General features: G+C 73.7%; 16 protein-coding genes and 1 pseudogene. 12 read left to right on the plus strand and 5 right to left on the minus strand.

The annotated features are described in order from the left end of the window. Positions 1-191: 191 nt before the first annotated feature. Positions 192-1,304, minus strand: a complete 1,113-nt coding sequence (locus ACFV9M_RS31525; protein ID WP_385074461.1) for a substrate-binding domain-containing protein — start codon at positions 1,302-1,304, stop codon at positions 192-194. An 84-nt stretch (positions 1,305-1,388) separates the two neighbouring features. On the opposite strand from ACFV9M_RS31525, the gene ACFV9M_RS31530 reads away from it, so the two are divergent. From ACFV9M_RS31530 to ACFV9M_RS31550, 5 genes are all read left to right on the plus strand, one after another. Beyond that, positions 1,389-1,838 (plus strand): MarR family winged helix-turn-helix transcriptional regulator, encoded by a 450-nt coding sequence (locus ACFV9M_RS31530; RefSeq protein ID WP_385074463.1) that lies wholly within the window; start codon positions 1,389-1,391, stop codon positions 1,836-1,838. 293 nt (positions 1,839-2,131) lie between these two features. Beyond that, a complete protein-coding gene (locus ACFV9M_RS31535) occupies positions 2,132-2,296 on the plus strand; it encodes a hypothetical protein (RefSeq protein ID WP_385074466.1) in 165 nt (54 codons plus the stop codon). Beyond that, on the plus strand, positions 2,293-2,859 hold the full coding sequence (locus ACFV9M_RS31540; RefSeq protein WP_385074468.1) for an RNA polymerase sigma factor: 567 nt from the start codon (positions 2,293-2,295) through the stop codon (positions 2,857-2,859). Before ACFV9M_RS31535 ends, ACFV9M_RS31540 begins: the two co-directional genes overlap by 4 nt. After that, the gene (locus ACFV9M_RS31545) at positions 2,856-3,725 is read left to right on the plus strand and encodes a hypothetical protein (RefSeq protein ID WP_385074471.1); all 870 of its coding nucleotides are present in this window, start codon (positions 2,856-2,858) and stop codon (positions 3,723-3,725) included. The genes ACFV9M_RS31540 and ACFV9M_RS31545 overlap by 4 nt, the downstream gene beginning before the upstream one ends. A 52-nt stretch (positions 3,726-3,777) precedes the next feature. Continuing rightward, the gene (locus tag ACFV9M_RS31550; protein WP_385074473.1) at positions 3,778-4,683 is read left to right on the plus strand and encodes an aldo/keto reductase; all 906 of its coding nucleotides are present in this window, start codon (positions 3,778-3,780) and stop codon (positions 4,681-4,683) included. A 27-nt stretch (positions 4,684-4,710) separates the two neighbouring features. On the opposite strand, the gene ACFV9M_RS31555 is transcribed toward ACFV9M_RS31550, so the two are convergent. Continuing rightward, positions 4,711-5,169 carry a pyridoxamine 5'-phosphate oxidase family protein gene (locus tag ACFV9M_RS31555; protein ID WP_385074476.1) on the minus strand — a complete coding sequence of 153 codons (459 nt, stop codon included), beginning with the start codon at positions 5,167-5,169 and terminating at the stop codon, positions 4,711-4,713. A gap of 343 nt (positions 5,170-5,512) precedes the next feature. On the opposite strand from ACFV9M_RS31555, the gene ACFV9M_RS31560 reads away from it, so the two are divergent. Continuing rightward, complete coding sequence (locus ACFV9M_RS31560; protein WP_385074479.1) at positions 5,513-5,908, plus strand: VOC family protein; 396 nt, start codon at positions 5,513-5,515, stop codon at positions 5,906-5,908. Positions 5,909-5,991: 83 nt separating this feature from the next. Next, complete coding sequence (locus ACFV9M_RS31565; protein ID WP_385074482.1) at positions 5,992-7,080, plus strand: adenosine deaminase; 1,089 nt, start codon at positions 5,992-5,994, stop codon at positions 7,078-7,080. Here the strand turns inward: ACFV9M_RS31565 and ACFV9M_RS31570 are convergent. Both ACFV9M_RS31570 and ACFV9M_RS31575 read right to left on the minus strand, forming a co-directional pair. Further along, the gene (locus ACFV9M_RS31570; RefSeq protein WP_385074484.1) at positions 7,044-7,559 is read right to left on the minus strand and encodes a DinB family protein; all 516 of its coding nucleotides are present in this window, start codon (positions 7,557-7,559) and stop codon (positions 7,044-7,046) included. The genes ACFV9M_RS31565 and ACFV9M_RS31570 overlap by 37 nt on opposite strands. Before the next feature lie 143 nt (positions 7,560-7,702). Next, positions 7,703-8,590: a LysR family transcriptional regulator gene (locus ACFV9M_RS31575; RefSeq protein ID WP_385074486.1), complete on the minus strand. Its 888-nt coding sequence runs from the start codon at positions 8,588-8,590 to the stop codon at positions 7,703-7,705. 126 nt (positions 8,591-8,716) lie between these two features. On the opposite strand from ACFV9M_RS31575, the gene mgrA reads away from it, so the two are divergent. From mgrA to ACFV9M_RS31600, 5 genes and pseudogenes are all read left to right on the plus strand, one after another. Continuing rightward, complete coding sequence (mgrA, locus tag ACFV9M_RS31580; RefSeq protein ID WP_385074488.1) at positions 8,717-9,709, plus strand: L-glyceraldehyde 3-phosphate reductase; 993 nt, start codon at positions 8,717-8,719, stop codon at positions 9,707-9,709. Between the two features lie 457 nt (positions 9,710-10,166). Next, positions 10,167-10,577, plus strand: a complete 411-nt coding sequence (locus ACFV9M_RS31585) for a hypothetical protein (protein WP_385074491.1) — start codon at positions 10,167-10,169, stop codon at positions 10,575-10,577. Positions 10,578-10,645: 68 nt separating this feature from the next. Continuing rightward, positions 10,646-12,985, plus strand: coding sequence for an FHA domain-containing protein (locus ACFV9M_RS31590; RefSeq protein ID WP_385074493.1), 2,340 nt, complete (start codon positions 10,646-10,648; stop codon positions 12,983-12,985). A 7-nt stretch (positions 12,986-12,992) separates the two neighbouring features. Then, positions 12,993-13,538 (plus strand): hypothetical protein, encoded by a 546-nt coding sequence (locus tag ACFV9M_RS31595; RefSeq protein ID WP_385074495.1) that lies wholly within the window; start codon positions 12,993-12,995, stop codon positions 13,536-13,538. Further along, positions 13,538-14,518, plus strand: a pseudogene (locus tag ACFV9M_RS31600) (serine/threonine-protein kinase); the annotation flags it as partial. The gene ACFV9M_RS31595 and the pseudogene ACFV9M_RS31600, both read left to right, overlap by 1 nt. Before the next feature lie 76 nt (positions 14,519-14,594). Here ACFV9M_RS31600 and ACFV9M_RS31605 read toward each other — a convergent pair. Continuing rightward, a complete protein-coding gene (locus tag ACFV9M_RS31605; protein WP_385074514.1) occupies positions 14,595-15,836 on the minus strand; it encodes a streptophobe family protein in 1,242 nt (413 codons plus the stop codon). Positions 15,837-15,955: the final 119 nt, after the last annotated feature.

Raw genomic sequence — 15,955 nt, forward strand, 5'->3', positions numbered from 1 at the left:
TCCACAGCCTCAAGTCGCCCTGTTTCAGCGGTGTTTCGCGGGACTTTCCCGCAGGCAACAAAAAAGGCCCCGACGCACTGTGAGGGGCATTCAGAGCTGCTCAATCGAGCTGCGCATCATCTGAATTCACAATTCGCGCGAGGCATTCTAGTTACTTTCTGTGGGAAGTATCTTGAGAGGCTCGGGAGGTGTCAAGGGTGCGCACCGTGCGGGTCCAGTTCGGTGACGACGTCGAAGTCGAGCCCGTCGGCGCGGGCCAGGTAGATGCGCTGGCGGACATGGCTGCCCCGCAGGCGGAGCAGCCCGCGCGGACCCTCGTAGGACACCGTGCCGGCCGCCGCGCCGATCGCCGTCACGTCCAGCGTGCCCGCCCGCCTGAGCAGCGCGGCCAGCAGCAGGACGCCCTCGTGGCAGGATTCGCCGAGGCTGCCCGGGGCGGGCGCCTCGACCCCGAAGCGGCGGGCGTAGAGCCCGTGGAAGTCGAGCGTGTCGGCGTTGGCCAGCGAGGCGAAGAACCCGGCGGTGCTGTAGAGGTCCACGGTGGCCGAAGGGCCGCTCGCCACCAGCATGTTCTCGTCCATCAGCGTGCTGAGCCGCAGACAGCGCGCGTCCAGCCCGCGGGCGGCGAACGCGCGGTTGAAGCGGACCGCGTCGCTGCCGACGAGCAGCAGGAGCACCGCGTCCGCGTCGGAGCGCTCGATGCGCCGCAGGACCGGCTCGAAGTCGTGCGTCCCCAGCGGCAGGTACACCTCGCCGCCGATCCGGCCGCCCGCCTCCCGGGCGTACGCGTGCGCCGCGCGGGCCGTGCGCCGGGGCCACACGTAGTCGTTGCCGACCACGAACCACCGGCGCACCCGCCGCTCGTGCGCCAGCAGCACCATCGCGGGCCGGAGCTGGTCGCGGGGCGTCTCGCTCGTCAGGAACACCCCGGCCGTGTGCTCGCCGCCCTCGTACAGCGCGGTGTAGACGTACGGCACGCGGTGGGCGATCCTCGGTGCCAGCGCCTGCCGCACCGAGGAGATGTGCCAGCCCGTGACGCCCTGTACGGCGCCCAGGTCCACCAGCGCCTCGACCTGGTCGGCGACCTCGCGCGGCGGCGCCCCGCCGTCCACCGGCAGCAGCCGCAGTTCCCGGCCGAGCACCCCGCCCGCCCGGTTGACCTCCTCCACCGCCAGCAGCGCGCACAGCTCGCAGGCCGGCCCGAAGATCCCCGCCGGCCCCTGCTGGGGGAAGACCAGGGCCACGCCGAGCACGGAGTCGTCGGCCGTGAGCCGGCCGGAGTCGGGGGAGGGGTGCCGGAACATGGCGTCATGCTTGCCGGTCCGCCGGGTGAACTCCAGCCCGTCTCCTACGATGTACGCACCTCGTGACCTAGGAGCGATTCCGGGATGCCCACCTCGTCGCCGCGCGGCCCGCACGACCTGATGCAGCTGCTCACCCGGGCCGAGCGACTGGCCGCGCGCCGGCTGCGGGCCGCCCTGGACGAGGAGGGCTGCTCGCTGGACGCCTGGCGGGTGCTCGCCCGGCTCTCCGACGGCACCGGCCACCACATGACGGCGCTCGCCGAGGCCGCCTTCCTGCCGGCGCCCACCCTGACCAAGCTGGTCGACCACCTCGTCGACCAGAACCTCGTCCACCGGCGCGTCGATCCCCTGGACCGGCGCCGCATCCTCGCCCACCTCACCCCGCGCGGCCAGGAGTACTGGCGGCGCGTCGACCGCGCGGTGCACGCGGCCTGGCCGGCCGGCGGCGACGGCGACGGCGAGGGCGACGAGGAGCTGCTGCGCGCCCTGCTGGGCCGCCTCGCGGAGACGCTGGACGACGCGTCCCGCGTCTGAGACCCGAGGGAAGCCTAGGGAAGCCGAGGGAAGCCTAGGGAAGCCGAGGGAAGCCGAGGGAAGCCGAGGGAGGCGGACACCCATGGGCGGAAGCAGTCCCAAGTCGGTCGCAACGGCATGGCCGTTAGTCCGGAACGGTGCGCTCCGTAGTCCGAAACGGCCAATTCCATAGGACTTTCGAATCTCGCATGCACGAAACGCGTCCGCCCGGACGCCGTGGGGGCAGAAGGTGTAACCGTCGCCTTCCGGGGCTCGTGAGCCCCGCACCGCCAGCGGAGAGGACCGAAGGGTCCGTGAACGACCAGTTCGATCAGCTCGTCCGGGACATGGCGCTGTCCCTGCTCGCCCTGCGGGTCTTCGGGCCCGCCGCCGTCGCCCTCGCGCGCCGGGTCGCCGCCGCGCTCGTGCGGGTGGGCGTCCGCGAGATGGACCACCGGCTCCCGGGAGGCGATCGGTGACCCAGGAGGAGCTGCGGCCGGCCGGAAAGCCACGGGCGCCGGAGAAACTGCCCCTGGACTTCGCCGCCTTCCACCAGATGCACCGCCCCCGCTACGTCCGTGAGGCCGAGCGCTGCCTGCGCAGCCGCGCGGACGCCGAGGAGGCCGTGGACGAGGCGTTCGTCCAACTCGCCCAGGAGTGGCAGCAGATACTGCGCGCCGAGAACCCCGCCGCCTACGCCTGGCGCGTGATGAAGAACCGCGTCATCGACCACGCCCGCGCCCGCGGGCGGCGTGCCACCCTCATGGACACCGCGGTCTTCGAGACCGTCACCCTCCAGTGCGCCGAGGACGCCTTCGAGGTGATCGAACAGAACCTTCGGCTGTTCCGCGCGATCTCCCGCCTCCCCGAGCGCCAGCGGGACGTCATCCGGCTGCGCTACTGCGAGGGCTACAGCACCGCCGACGTGGCGTTCCACCTGGGCATCACCGAAGCCGGAGTGCGCTCCACCGAGCGCTACGCCAAACGCCGTCTGCGGGAGATCTACGCATCGTGCGCCGAGGAGGAGGCGGAGCACTCATGACCTTCGACACCGCGAGCGACATGGAGACCCTGCTGGCCAGGGCGCGCCTCGTGCCCACGGCCCCCTACAGCCGCTCGGACATCGAGGCCGCCGAGGCCCGTGTCGCCGCCCGGGTCGCGGCCCGCTCCGGCGACGAGCCCCTCGCCGCCCGAGCCTGCCCCCGGCACACCGCGACCACCCGCCGTGCCCCGGGGGCCCACCCCGCGGCCCGGGACCTGCGGGCGCTGTGCGAGGCGCTGCTGACCCACACCGGCGCCCTGCACGACCTCGGCAACTTCCTCGGCAGCGCGCTGCCGGAGCCCTCGGGCGCGCGGCTCCTCGGCGGCATCCTCTACCTGGCCGGCTGCGAGGACAGCGCCCGCTTCTGGTGGCAGTACGGCGCCGGCGCCTCCGACACCGTCTCCTCGTACTGCCTCTACCTCCACCACCGCTCGACGGGGGAGGACGAGGAGGCCGACTGGTGGCTGAGCCACACCGAGATCACTCCCGCCACGCTGAGCAGGGAGGCCACCGAGCTGGAGATCGCCACGGCGTTGCATGTGCTGCGCGGGCTGCGACGCGGCCGCAGGGGACTGCCCAAGGCGTTGCGGGCGCTGGTGGAGTACGTGCCGGCGGTGGTCGGCTTCGTCGACGACGACCTCGAACTCCCCCTGCCGGACGGCGATCTGGCCGACATCGTGGAGGAGGTCGTCACCCGTGGCACACCGCCCGCCGGGGAACGCCGGCGTGCCCGGTCCGGCTCCCTGCCCTCACGCCGGGAGCCGGCCGTGCACACGGTGTCGTCGGCCACCCCCCGCACGGCCCGGCACTGGAGCCGCGACGTGCAGGAGGCGCTGCGCAAGTGCGAGGAGACCGTGGCCTGTTGAAGGACCCGGGCCTGCCCGTGCCGGCGTCCGCGGTGCGTGGAACACTCCACGGATGACCACCGCAAGGATCACCGCGGATGCCGCGGGCAGCTGGGAACTCGGCGACCTGGCCGTCCACCGCGTCGGCCTCGGCGCCATGCGGCTGACGGGCAGCGCCGCCTTCCACCTCGGCGCGCCGAGCGACCGCGCACGCTCGATCGCCGTCCTGCGCAGGGCGATCGACCTCGGCGTCAACCACATCGACACGGCCGCCTTCTACTTCTCCTCCCTCCGCTCCGCCAACGAACTCATCAACAGCGCGCTGTCGCCGTACCCCGACGACCTGCTCATCGCCACGAAGGTCGGCCCCTTCCGTGACCCCGCGGGAGAGTGGGGCACCTCGGCCCGTCCCGAGGACCTGCGCGGCCACGTCGAGGAGAACCTGCGCCAGCTCGGCCGGGACCACCTCGACCTCGTCTACCTGCGCCGCATGCACCAGGAGTCGATCGCCGAGCACTTCGGCGCCCTCGCCGAACTGCGCGAGGCCGGCCTCGTCCGCCATCTCGGCCTCTCCGGCGTCGAGCCCCGGCACCTCGCCGAAGCCCAGGCCATCGCCCCGGTGGCGAGCGTCCAGAACCGCTACGGCCTGGACCACCGGCCGCCCGCGACCGAGGAACTCCTGCGTCTCTGCGGCGTACAGGGCATCGCCTTCGTGCCGTTCTACGCCGTCGCCGGCGAGGCGGGCCCCCAGGGCGCGACGACCGCCCACGCCGACGCTCTTCTGGCGGTGGCCCGCGCCCACGACGCGAGCCCCGCCCAGATCAGACTCGCCTGGAGTCTGGCCCGGGGCCCGCACGTCCTGGCCATACCCGGCACCGGGGACCCCGGCCACCTCGCCGAGAACGTGGCCGCGGGGGCACTGCGGCTCGACGACGAGCAACTGGCCAGGCTCGACGGCGTCCCGCCGCACGCCGCCTGAGGCGGACGGCGTGCGCACCACCGGCGCTCAGACGACCCAAGCCCCGTCCACCATCACCTTCCGCCCCGGCATCTCGTGTTCCTCCCGCCACGCCTGCACCTCCCTGGGCCGCACCCGGAAGTAGGCGTACGAAGCGGCGTCCCGCCGTGGATCCCACCCCGTCCGGGCGGTGAACGCCTCCGCCGCCCGGGCCGGCACCACCTCGGCCGGATACGTCTCCACCTCCCCGTCCACGAGCACCACGTCCCGGGTGTTCCCGAAGGCCAGCCGTGCCCGGCGCCCCCGGCGCAGGTTGCGGCCGGTGGGGTTGGTGAGCCGGGTGGACAGCCACAGATCGGTGCCGTCCCACACGAACCACAGGGCGACCAGGCACGGCCGCCCCTCGCCGTCGGCCGTGGCGACCCAGACGTCGAGTTCGGCGTCCAGCCGGTCGAGGACGTCCCGCTTGCGCTGCTCGGGGCCGCGAGGCGGCTCGGTGATCTCCATGCCGCCGACGCTAGCCCCGACCCCGGCCACCGCACCTCCGACCTGAGTCCCACCCGCTTGTCGGACCCGAGTCCCCTCAGCTCTCGGGCGCGGGGCGTAGGACCGACCCGGTGGCCGGGGCCGCCCGGAGGGGCGGCGGCACGGCGGGACGGCACGGCGGGACGGCGGGACGGCGAGCCGGTGGCTGACGTTGGCCTTCGGTACGTTTTACGTATAACCTCTCCCGCCGTCACCCATTGACCACCTCCCGCCGTCACCCATTGACCGCTCCCGCGGTCACCCATGACCACCTCCCGCCGTGCCCCCGTCACCCGGCCCCTCGCCGGCTCCCCGAAAGGCCCCCATGCCCCGCATCGACCTGGTCACCCTCGTCGTCGACGACTACGACGAGGCGATCCGCTTCTACACCGAGGCACTCGGCTTCCGCCTCGCCGAGGACGAGCCCCGCCCCGGCGGCTCGCGCTGGGTCGTCGTACGCCCGGGGACCGGCCAGGACGGCACCGGACTGCTCCTGGCCCGCGCCGCGCACGACGCCCAGCGCGCCCGGGTGGGCGACCAGACCGGCGGCCGCGTCGGCTTCTTCCTGCACACCGACGACTTCGCCCGCGACCACGCCCGGATGCTGGCCGCCGGTGTGACCTTCCTGGAGGAGCCCCGCCACGAGCCCTACGGCTCCGTCGCCGTCTTCCAGGACCTGTACGGCAACCGCTGGGACCTGCTCCAGCCGGCCCGGCACTGAGACCTCCAGACCCCCAGAAGCCTCCAGAGACCTCCAGAGACCTCCAGAAGCCTCCAGAGAACGAAAGCCAGGAACGACCGTCCATGACCGCCCCCCGCATCGACACCGACACCCTCCGCCGGCTCCCCAAGGCCGTCCTGCACGACCATCTCGACGGCGGCCTGCGCCCCGCCACCGTCGTCGAGCTCGCCGAGGACGCCGGACACGCCCTGCCCACCCGGGACCCCGACGAACTGGCCGCCTGGTACGTCGAGGCCGCCGGCTCCGGCGACCTGGTCCGCTACATAGCCACCTTCGAGCACACCCTCGCCGTCCTCCAGACCCGCGAGGGCCTGCTGCGCGCCGCCGAGGAGTACGTGCTCGACCTGGCCGCCGACGGCGTGGTCTACGGCGAGGTGCGGTACGCCCCCGAGCTGATGCTGAAGGGCGGGCTGAGCCTGCCGGAGGTCGTCGAGACCGTCCAGGAGGGGCTCGCGGCCGGTACGGCGAAGGCGGCCGCGGCCGGCACCCCGGTCCGGGTGGGCACCCTGCTCTGCGGCATGCGCATGTTCGACCGCACGCGGGCCACCGCCGATCTGGCGGTCGCCTTCCGCGACGCGGGCGTCGTCGGCTTCGACATCGCCGGCGCCGAGGACGGCTTCCCGCCCGCCGACCACCTCGACGCCTTCGAGCACCTGCGCCGCGCCAACATGCCGTTCACCATCCACGCCGGCGAGGCCCACGGACTGCCCAGCATCCACCAGGCCCTCCAGGTGTGCGGCGCCCAGCGCATCGGCCACGGCGTGCGGATCACCGACGACATCGTCGACGGCGAGCTCGGCCGGCTGGCCGGATGGGTGCGCGACCGCCGGGTCGCCCTGGAGATGTGCCCGACCTCCAACCTCCAGACCGGCGCCGCCCCGTCCATAGCCGGGCATCCGATCACCGCGCTGAAGGACCTCGGCTTCCGCGTCACCCTCAACACCGACAACCGGCTGGTCTCCGGCACGACGATGACCCGTGAGATGTCCCTGCTGGTGGAGGAGGCGGGCTGGACGGTCGAGGACCTGCGCACCGTCACCGTGAACGCCCTGAAGAGCGCGTTCATCCCGTTCGACGAGCGCCGGGCACTCATCGAGGACGTCGTGCTGCCGGGCTACGCGCCCGAGCTCGCCAGCAGCCCGCGCACATAGGCGGCCTGCCCCACGTGCTGGAGGTCGTCGGACAGCACGCTGACCAGCCGGACGCCCAGGGTGACCGGCGGATCCCACCGTTCGTCCACGACGCGCTCCAGATCCGCCGCCCTCACCCCGCGCAGCGCCTGGAGGGTCTGCGCGTGGACGGCGTCGTGGTAGCCGGTCAGCAGAGCGGCGGAGCCGACCCGCACCTCGGCGACCTTCGCCGCGCTGTGCCCGTACCCGGTGTCACGGCGCGGCAGGTCCAGCCCGAAGCGTTTCTCCCAGTCCTGGGACAGCCACACCTGGTCGAGCCCGAAGGCGTCCGCCACGTGGTCGTCCTGGACGCGGGTGAGGTGCCAGACCAGCCAGGCGACCGAGTTGGTCTCGGCGGTGGGCCGGGCGTTGAGGTCGTCGGGGTTCATGCCCTCGACGGCGGCGTGGACTTCTTCCCGGATGCGGTCGTACCCGTCGATGAGGATGTCCTTGGCATGCATACGTCCACCATGGCGCACCCCGCGCCCGCGTGCCGCTTCTCCGGCAAACGCCCGCCACCCCCGCCGGCCGTCCGCCACCCCCGCCGGCCGTCCACCGGCCGTTCGGCAGGGCCTCGGCCGTTCGGCAGGGCCTCGCCAGGCCTCTAGGCGGCGTCCCCCGCCTCCAGCAGCGCCATCAGCGCCCGGGCCGCCGGGCTGGTCGCCTGCGGCGGCGGCAGCAGGGCGACGGTCTCGTAGACCACCTCGCCGACCCCTTCCAGGGGCAGCGCGGTGAGCGCCTGCCGCTTGTACCGGAAGTGGCGCGGCACGACGGCGATGCCGAGGTTCTCGTCCACCAGGTCCAGCAGGCTGTGCACGTCGTTGACCTCCAGGGCGACCGTGCGGTGGGCGCCCGCGGCGGCGAAGGCGGCGTCGGTGGCGCGGCGCGGACCCCAGTCCGGGTGGAAGTCGACGAAGACCTCGCCGGCGACGTCGGCGGGGGCGAGCGCGGCCTCCGTTGCGGCCAGGCGGTGGTCGGGGTGGCACAGCACGTACATGGGCTCGCCGGCCAGCGGCACCGAGCGCGGCTGGTCGCCGTCCCCGCGGGTGCGGTAGGCGAAGGCCAGGTCGAGGCGGCCGGCCGCGACCTCGTCGGCGAGCGCGCCCGAGCCGGTCTGCCGCAGCCGGATCTCCACGTCCGGGTGCCGCCGCCGGAACGCGGCCAGCAGCCCCGCCACGTGCACACCCGCGATGCACTGCTCGGTGCCGACCGAGAGCGTCCCCCGCACCACGCCCTGCACGGCCGCCACCGCCTCGTGCGCCGCCCGCACCTGCGCCAGGATCCGCTCCGCCTCGGCCAGCAGCGCGCGTCCGGCCTCGGTGAGCGTCACCCGGCGGGTCGTGCGCACGAACAGCGGCGCCCGCAGCTCCCGCTCCAGGGCCCGGATGGACGCCGAGAGGCCCGACTGGGAGACCATCAGGCGTTCGGCGGCCCGGGTGAAATGCTGGTCCTCGGCGACCGCGACGAAGTGCTGGAGATGACGCAGTTCCATGATTGAGAAGCGTAACCGCTGAATCCCATCGGATTCTTCTGTTGGACCACTACCCGCAGGTCGGGCCAGAGTGGGCAGCGGTTCCCGCGAACCGATCCTCCGAGCCCACCCCCTCATGGAGTCGCGTTGTACACCGCACACCCCGACCGCTACGCGGACATGCCCTACCGGCGCACCGGACGCAGTGGCCTCAAGCTGCCCGCGCTCTCGCTCGGACTGTGGCACAACTTCGGCCCGGACCGCCCGGCCGAGGTCCAGCGCGCCATCCTGCGCCGCGCCTTCGACCTCGGCATCACCCACTTCGACCTCGCCAACAACTACGGCCCGCCGCCCGGTGCCGCCGAGTCGGCGCTGGGCGGGTTCCTGCGGAACGACTTCGCGCCGTACCGCGACGAGCTGGTCATCTCCACCAAGGCGGGCTACCTGATGTGGCCCGGCCCGTACGGGGAGTGGGGCTCCCGGAAGTACGTGCTGTCCTCGCTGGACCAGAGCCTGAAGCGGATGGGACTGGACTACGTCGACATCTTCTACTCGCACCGCCCCGACCCGGAGACTCCTCTGGAGGAGACGATGGGCGCCCTGCACTCCGCGGTCCAGCAGGGCAAGGCGCTGTACGTCGGCGTCTCCAACTACTCGGCGGAGCAGACCGGGGAAGCGGCCCGCATCCTCGGCGAACTGGGCACCCCGCTCCTCATCCACCAGCCGCGCTACTCGATGCTCGACCGCCGCCCGGAGAGCGAGGGCCTGCTCGACGCCCTGGACGAGCTCGAGGTCGGCTCGATCGTGTTCTCCCCGCTGGAGCAGGGCCTGCTCACCGCCCGCTACCTCGACGGCATCCCGGAGGACTCGCGCGCGGCGAGCGACAGCCCCTTCCTGAACTCCGAGGCGGTCACCGAGGAACTGGTGGACAGGCTGCGCGCCCTCGACGGCATCGCCAGATCCCGGGGCCAATCGCTGGCCCAGCTGGCCCTGGCCTGGGTGCTGCGCGGCGGCCGGGTCACCTCCGCCCTGGTCGGCGCGAGCAGTGCCCGGCAGATCGAGGACAGCGTCGGCGCGCTGGACAACCTCGACTTCGACGCGGACGAGCTGAAGCGGATCGACGCGGTGATCAACGGCTGAACCGTGGACCGGCGCGGTGCTCAACGGTTGAGCCGTGGACCGGCGTGGTGATTCAACGGTCGAGCCGTGGACCGGCGTGGTGATCAACGGCTGAGCCGTGGACCGAAGCGGTCGTCGACGGCTGAGCCGTTGCCGTGAGGCGGACGGTCGCGGAGCCGCCCTCCCGGCTCCCGCCTTCCGACGGCCCGGCGCGCGCGGCGGACATCGTCGCGCACGCCGGGCCGGTGTCCGTCCGCCGCCGGCTCGGGGAAGCGGCGGAGGGTGCCGTGACGTCCGGACCGGGGGCCCGCAGGATTTCGGCCATGAACGGCGCTGAATATGCCAGGAGAGTGGCCGGAAATCCATGGTGACAGTGTTTCAGTAGTCAACATACTCAAATGTCAGGGGCAGTTCAGCCCTCTCGAGCCGCACGGAAAGCGAGGCAGCACCGGCAAGCGAGCGACCGGGGGAGAAGGACGTGCACGACGAATTCCTGTGCCATGTCACCGCGTACGGTGTCTGCGACGGCCGCCGCATCGGCGTACCGCTCGGCACCTACCGTGCGCCGACGCTGGCCCTCGCCCTGTGGTGGCTGCGGGACCGGGCCTCCTGGATCGCCGAGCGGCTCGACCCCCGGCCCGACGGGACGCCCTTCCCGACCGGCGCCCTCGTACCGGTCGCCGACACCGTGCCGGACGTGCCCGCCCTGCTGCGGGCCTGGTGCGCCGACGTGGAGCGGCAGGAACAGGTCGCCGACGAACTGGCCGGCGGACGGCTGGTGCGGATCGCCGCCAGCGACGACACCACCGAGTACGAACTGCTCGCCGAGTCCGTCGACGCCCTGCGGATGCAGCGCATCGTCCCGGCGCTCGTCCTTCCCGTCGGCTGACACGTGGCAGGAGACGCCGGCGCCTCCTCGACGGGGCACGGAAGAGGGCAAATCGATAGAATTCCGGCATGGTGGAGCGGTCGGCCGCCCCGACGGCGCCCGAACTCGGACTGGAGACCGAGACGGGCTCCACGGTGATGACCCCGACCCGGGCCTACCACGTCGGCCGGGACCCCCGCAGCGACATCGTCCTCGACGACGCCCGCGTCTCCTGGCACCACGCGGTCCTGCGACCCGACGGCGACCACTGGACCCTCTACGACGCCCACAGCACCAACGGCACCTACGCCGACGGCCACCGCGTCCTCGCGCACGGCGTCGGCCCCGGCAGCGTGATCCGCTTCGGCAGCCCGGACGACGGCCCCTACGTCGTCCTGAGCGGCCGTCCGCCGCCGTCGCCGCAACGCCCGTCCGTGGTGTCCGGCCCCCGCCTGACGGGGACGTTCCGGCAGCCCACCTCCGTCCGCCCGCTGCCCACCCGCACCGTCCGCATCGGCCGCGCCGCCGACAACGACCTGGTCCTCGACGACCTGGTCGTCTCCCGACGCCACGCCGAACTGCACGTCCTGCCCGACGGCGGCTACGAGATCGCCGACCTCGGCAGCCACAACGGCACCTATCTCAACGGCCGCCCCCTCATCACCGCCCCGATCGGACCGGGCGACGTCGTCGGCATCGGCCACTCGGACTTCCTCCTGGTCGACGACACCCTCCAGGAGTACGTCGACACCGGCGAGGTCTCCCTCGACGTGGAGGACCTCACGGTCGCCGCGGACCAGGGCCGCAAGCTCCTCCTGGACCACGTGTCGTTCCCGGTGGGGGAGAAGTGCCTGCTCGCGGTCGTCGGACCCAGCGGCGCCGGCAAATCCACCCTGCTCGGCGCCCTCACCGGACAGCGCCCCGCCGACCACGGCACGGTCGTCTACGACGGGCGCGACCTCTACCGCGACTACGCCGAACTGCGCCAGCGCATCGGCCTCGTACCGCAGGACGACATCCTGCACACCCAGCTCACCGTGCGCGGCGCCCTCACCTACGCCGCCGAACTGCGCTTCCCGCAGGACACCGCCCGCGCCGAGCGCCGCGGGCGGGTCGAGGAGGTCATGCGTGAGCTGGGCCTGGAACAACGGGCCGAGCAGCCCGTGCACAGCCTCTCCGGCGGCCAGCGCAAACGCGTCAGCGTCGCCCTGGAACTCCTGACCAGACCGTCCCTGCTCTTCCTCGACGAGCCCACCTCCGGTCTCGACCCCGGCATGGACCGCTCGGTGATGCACATGCTGCGCGGCCTCGCCGACGACGGCCGCACGGTCGTCGTCGCCACCCACAGCGTGCTCAGCCTGGACGTCTGCGACCGGCTCCTCGTCCTCGCCCCCGGCGGCAGGGTCGCCTACTACGGCCCGCCCGAGGACGCCCTCGGCTTCTTCGGTTTCCGGCACTGGCCCGAGGCCTTCGAGGCCTTCGACCGGGACCGGGACCGCGACTGGGCGGGCGAGTACGCCGGCTCGCCGCTTCACCGGCGGTACGTCGTCGACGCCGGCGCCCAGCCCGCGCCGCCCTGCTCCAGCCCGGTGATCACGCCGCCGCCGGTCCGGCCCCGCAGCCGCCGCGCCCAGCTCGGCACCCTGGTCCGCCGCTACACCGCGGTCCTCGGCGCCGACCGCACCTTCCTGGCCGTCATGATCGCCCTGCCGTTCGTGATGGGGGCGATGGCCCGCGCCCTCGCGGGCGGCGCGCTCACCCGGGACACCGCGATGAACACCCTGCTCATCCTGTGCGTCGGCGGTGTCCTCACCGGAGCCGCCAACGCCGTGCGCGAACTCGTCGAGGAACGCGTGATCTACCGGCGCGAGCGGGCCGTCGGCCTCTCCAGATCGGCTTATCTGACGTCGAAGGTCGTCGTCCTCGGCACGGTGACCGTGGCGCAGGCCGTCGTGCTGACCCTGGTCGCCCTGCTCGGCGTCGACCTCGGCGCACCCGGCGGCGACGGCGTGCTGATGCCGCCGCTGGCCGAGATCACCGTGGCGGTCGCCCTGCTGGCCTTCACCGCGATGATGCTGGGCCTGGTGGTCTCCGCGCTCGTGCGCAAGGAGGAGGTGACGATGCCGCTGCTGGTGCTGCTCGCCGTGGTCCAGGTGGTGTTCTGCGGCGCGCTGCTGCCGCTGGAGGGGGTGCCCGGCCTGGAGCAGGTGGCGTGGCTGGTGCCCTCCCGCTGGGCGCTCGGCGCGATGGCCGGCACCCTCGACCTGGGCCGGATCGTGCCCGGCGACCTGACCGCCGACCCCCTCCTGCGGCACTCGGCGGGCGTCTGGCTGCTGGACGTGGGGATGCTCGTGGTGCTCTCGGCCGTCTTCGGGTACGTCGTGGCCCGGCTGCTGCGCCGGCACGAACCCGCCGTGATGCGGAAGTAGGCGCACCATGACGATCCCCGGGTTCCGGCCCACGCATGTCGTCCCCCAGCGGGGCATGCCCTCCTGGGAGGCCCCCGACCCCACCCGACCCACCGTGCCCCTCGACCCGCTGCTGCCCGTCCGGCTCGTCGAACGGCGTGGCGACTGGGGACACGTGCTGTGCGCCAACGGCTGGTCGGCCTGGGTGGACGGCCGGTACCTGGTCGCCGTGCCCCAGGACCCGCCGCTCGCCGAGGAGTCCCTCACGGCCGTCACCGATCCACGCCCCCTCCTCGGCGGTGCCGAACGGGCCCTCGCACGCTACCGGGCCGCCGTCGAGGACCTCGCCGGCGGCGCCCTCGACGGCGAGACCTTCCGCCGCCGCACCCAGGGCCTGCGCATCGGGATCGTCGTCGACGGCGAGTCCATGTGGCTCTACGACGCCGACCGGGGGCGGTGGGCGTACGGCGACGGCACCCGCCTGAGCACCTACGCGGCCGTCGACCCGCCCCGCACGGCCGCAGACGGCGGCCCCGCCCCCACCCGCACCGTCGCCTCCGACGGTGACCCCTGATGGCCGGGGAGGCCGGCCTCTTCCCCGGCCCGCCCGGCGAACCGATCGGACGGCGGATCGCCGGGTACCGCATCGAGCAGGAGATCGGCCGCGGCGGCATGGCCGTCGTCTACCGCGCCCGGGACCTGCGCCTGGAGCGCACCGTCGCCCTCAAACTGCTCGCCCCGGAACTGGCCCGCGACGACACCTTCCGCAGACGCTTCACGCACGAGTCGAGGGCGGCCGCAGCGATCGACCACCCGCACATCGTGCCGGTCTTCGAGGCCGGCGAGACCGACGGCGTCCTGTACATCGCCATGCGCCACGTGGCCGGCCGCGACCTGCGCCACCTCCTCGACCGCCGGGGCCCGCTGCCGCTGCCGGCCGCCCTCCGCATCGCCGCCCAGGCGGCCTCCGCGCTCGACGCGGCCCACGAGCACGGCCTCGTCCACCGGGACGTCAAGCCCGGCAACCTCCTCGTCGACCGCGGCACCGACAGCGACCACCCCGAGCACGTCTACCTCACCGACTTCGGCCTGACGAAGAGGTCGCTGTCCCGGAGCGGCTTCACGAGGGCCGGCCAGTTCGTCGGCACCCTCGACTACATCGCGCCCGAGCAGATCTCCGGCCGCCCCGTCGACGGCCGCTGCGACGTCTACGGCCTCGCCTGCGTCGTCTACGAGGCACTCGCGGGCCGTCCGCCCTTCCGCCGCGACGACGACATGGCCCTGCTGTGGGCCCACCGCTACGACGATCCGCCCCCGCTCACCGGGGCCCTCCCCGACCTGCCCGCACGCGTCGACGAGGTCTTCGCGCGCGCCCTGGCCAAGACCCCCGACGCCCGCCACCCGACCTGCCTCGACCTCGTCGCCGACCTGAGGGCGGCCGGAGCGGGCGACCCGGGCACCGGCCACCCGCGGACACAGGTGAACCCCCAAGCGGCGCGGGAGGCACCGCCGAAACCACCGCCGGACTGGGCGGCGCCGGTGTTCGGGGAACGAGGGTTACGAGGGTTACGAGGGTTACGAGGGTTACGAGGGCAGGGGGCCGTGATCGAGGCGCGGCCCCGGGCGGCCCTCAGCGTGACCGCCCCCGGATCCCGCCCCGCCGCCCCGCCGACGGCGTGTCCACCCGGCCGTGTCCCGCCGTCCGCCGCGCCGCCAGACCGCCCAGGAACCCGGCGGCCGACCCCCACAGCGCCGCGAGACCCAGCGCCGTCCACGTCTCGGGCCGCAGGAACAGGGTCCCCGACAGTCCGAGACCGCCCAGGTCGGTGATGCCCAGCACGGACAGGCCGTAGTGGGCGGAGACCCGGCCGATGAGACAGACCGTCAGCACGGTGAGGACCAGGGCCACCGCCATGCGCACCGCGTGCCGCCACAGGGGCGTCCCGGCCGGTGAGCGGGCCGCCATGACGAAGGCCGCCGCCAGCAGCAGCACCGCGTCCACGGCGACCAGCCACCCCACGCGGCCGTCGTGCTCCGCGAGCGTGCGCAGGTTCAGCGTGGCGGTGTCCGAACCGCGCAGCACCTCGTCCAGCACGGGCGGCATCGGCAGCCCGAACGGGCCGTCGACCCGGCCCTCCCAGGTGGCTCCCAGGCCGATGGTGAACGCGGGCCACGCCAGGTTGGGCAGGCCCAGCAGCACCACCGCGAGGGTCTCGGCGGGCCGGCCGCGCGTCGCCACCGACCAGAGCGCGACGAGGACCCCCAGCGCGACGCAGACGAGGAGCAGCACCACCATGGCGTACGCGGCCGGCCGCCCCGACTCCTGCAAGCGCAGCAGCCGGGCCGGCAGCGGAGCCCCGCGCGAGACCAGCAGCGCCGACGCCAGCACGCCGGCCAGCCACAGCAGCCCGAGACCGAGCGTGAGCGGCACATCGGTGGTGAAGCCGATGGTCGGGCTGATGCCGAACAGGTCCCCGAGGTCGCTGAGCGTGCCGTCGCCCAGGGAGACCGCGAACGTCTGCCGGGCCCCGAGGGCGAGGCCGAGCAGCGCGAGCAGCCACAGCACGGCGACACGGCCCGCCCAGCCGGCCAGTTCGGCCGCCCCGGCGACCGCCCGGTGCCGCAGCGGCCGCAGGAACCCGGCCGCCAGCACGAGCGCCCCGACCAGCGTGACGGACAACGGGAGCACGGCCAGCCCGGCGTGGGTGTCGGCGAGCCCCCCGGCGTTTCCGGAGAGCTCCACCGCGCCGCCGACGGCCGTGACGACGGTCGCCGCCACCACCCGCGGGAACGCGCCGTCGGGCAGGTCCGCGGCTCCGGCCGCCCACAGCCCCAGCGCGGCCGTCACGCCCATGGCGACGACCCCGGCCAGGACCGTGCCGACCGCCTGCGTCCAGCCGTGCCGGACGCCTGCCGGGCCGGACGGGACGCCGCCTGCCGGGCCGGACGGGACGCCGCCTGCCCGGTCGGACGGGATACGCGGGCTCACCC

It is taken from the genome of Streptomyces sp. NPDC059895, assembly GCF_042731035.1.
Classification (GTDB): Bacteria; Actinomycetota; Actinomycetes; order Streptomycetales; family Streptomycetaceae; genus Streptomyces.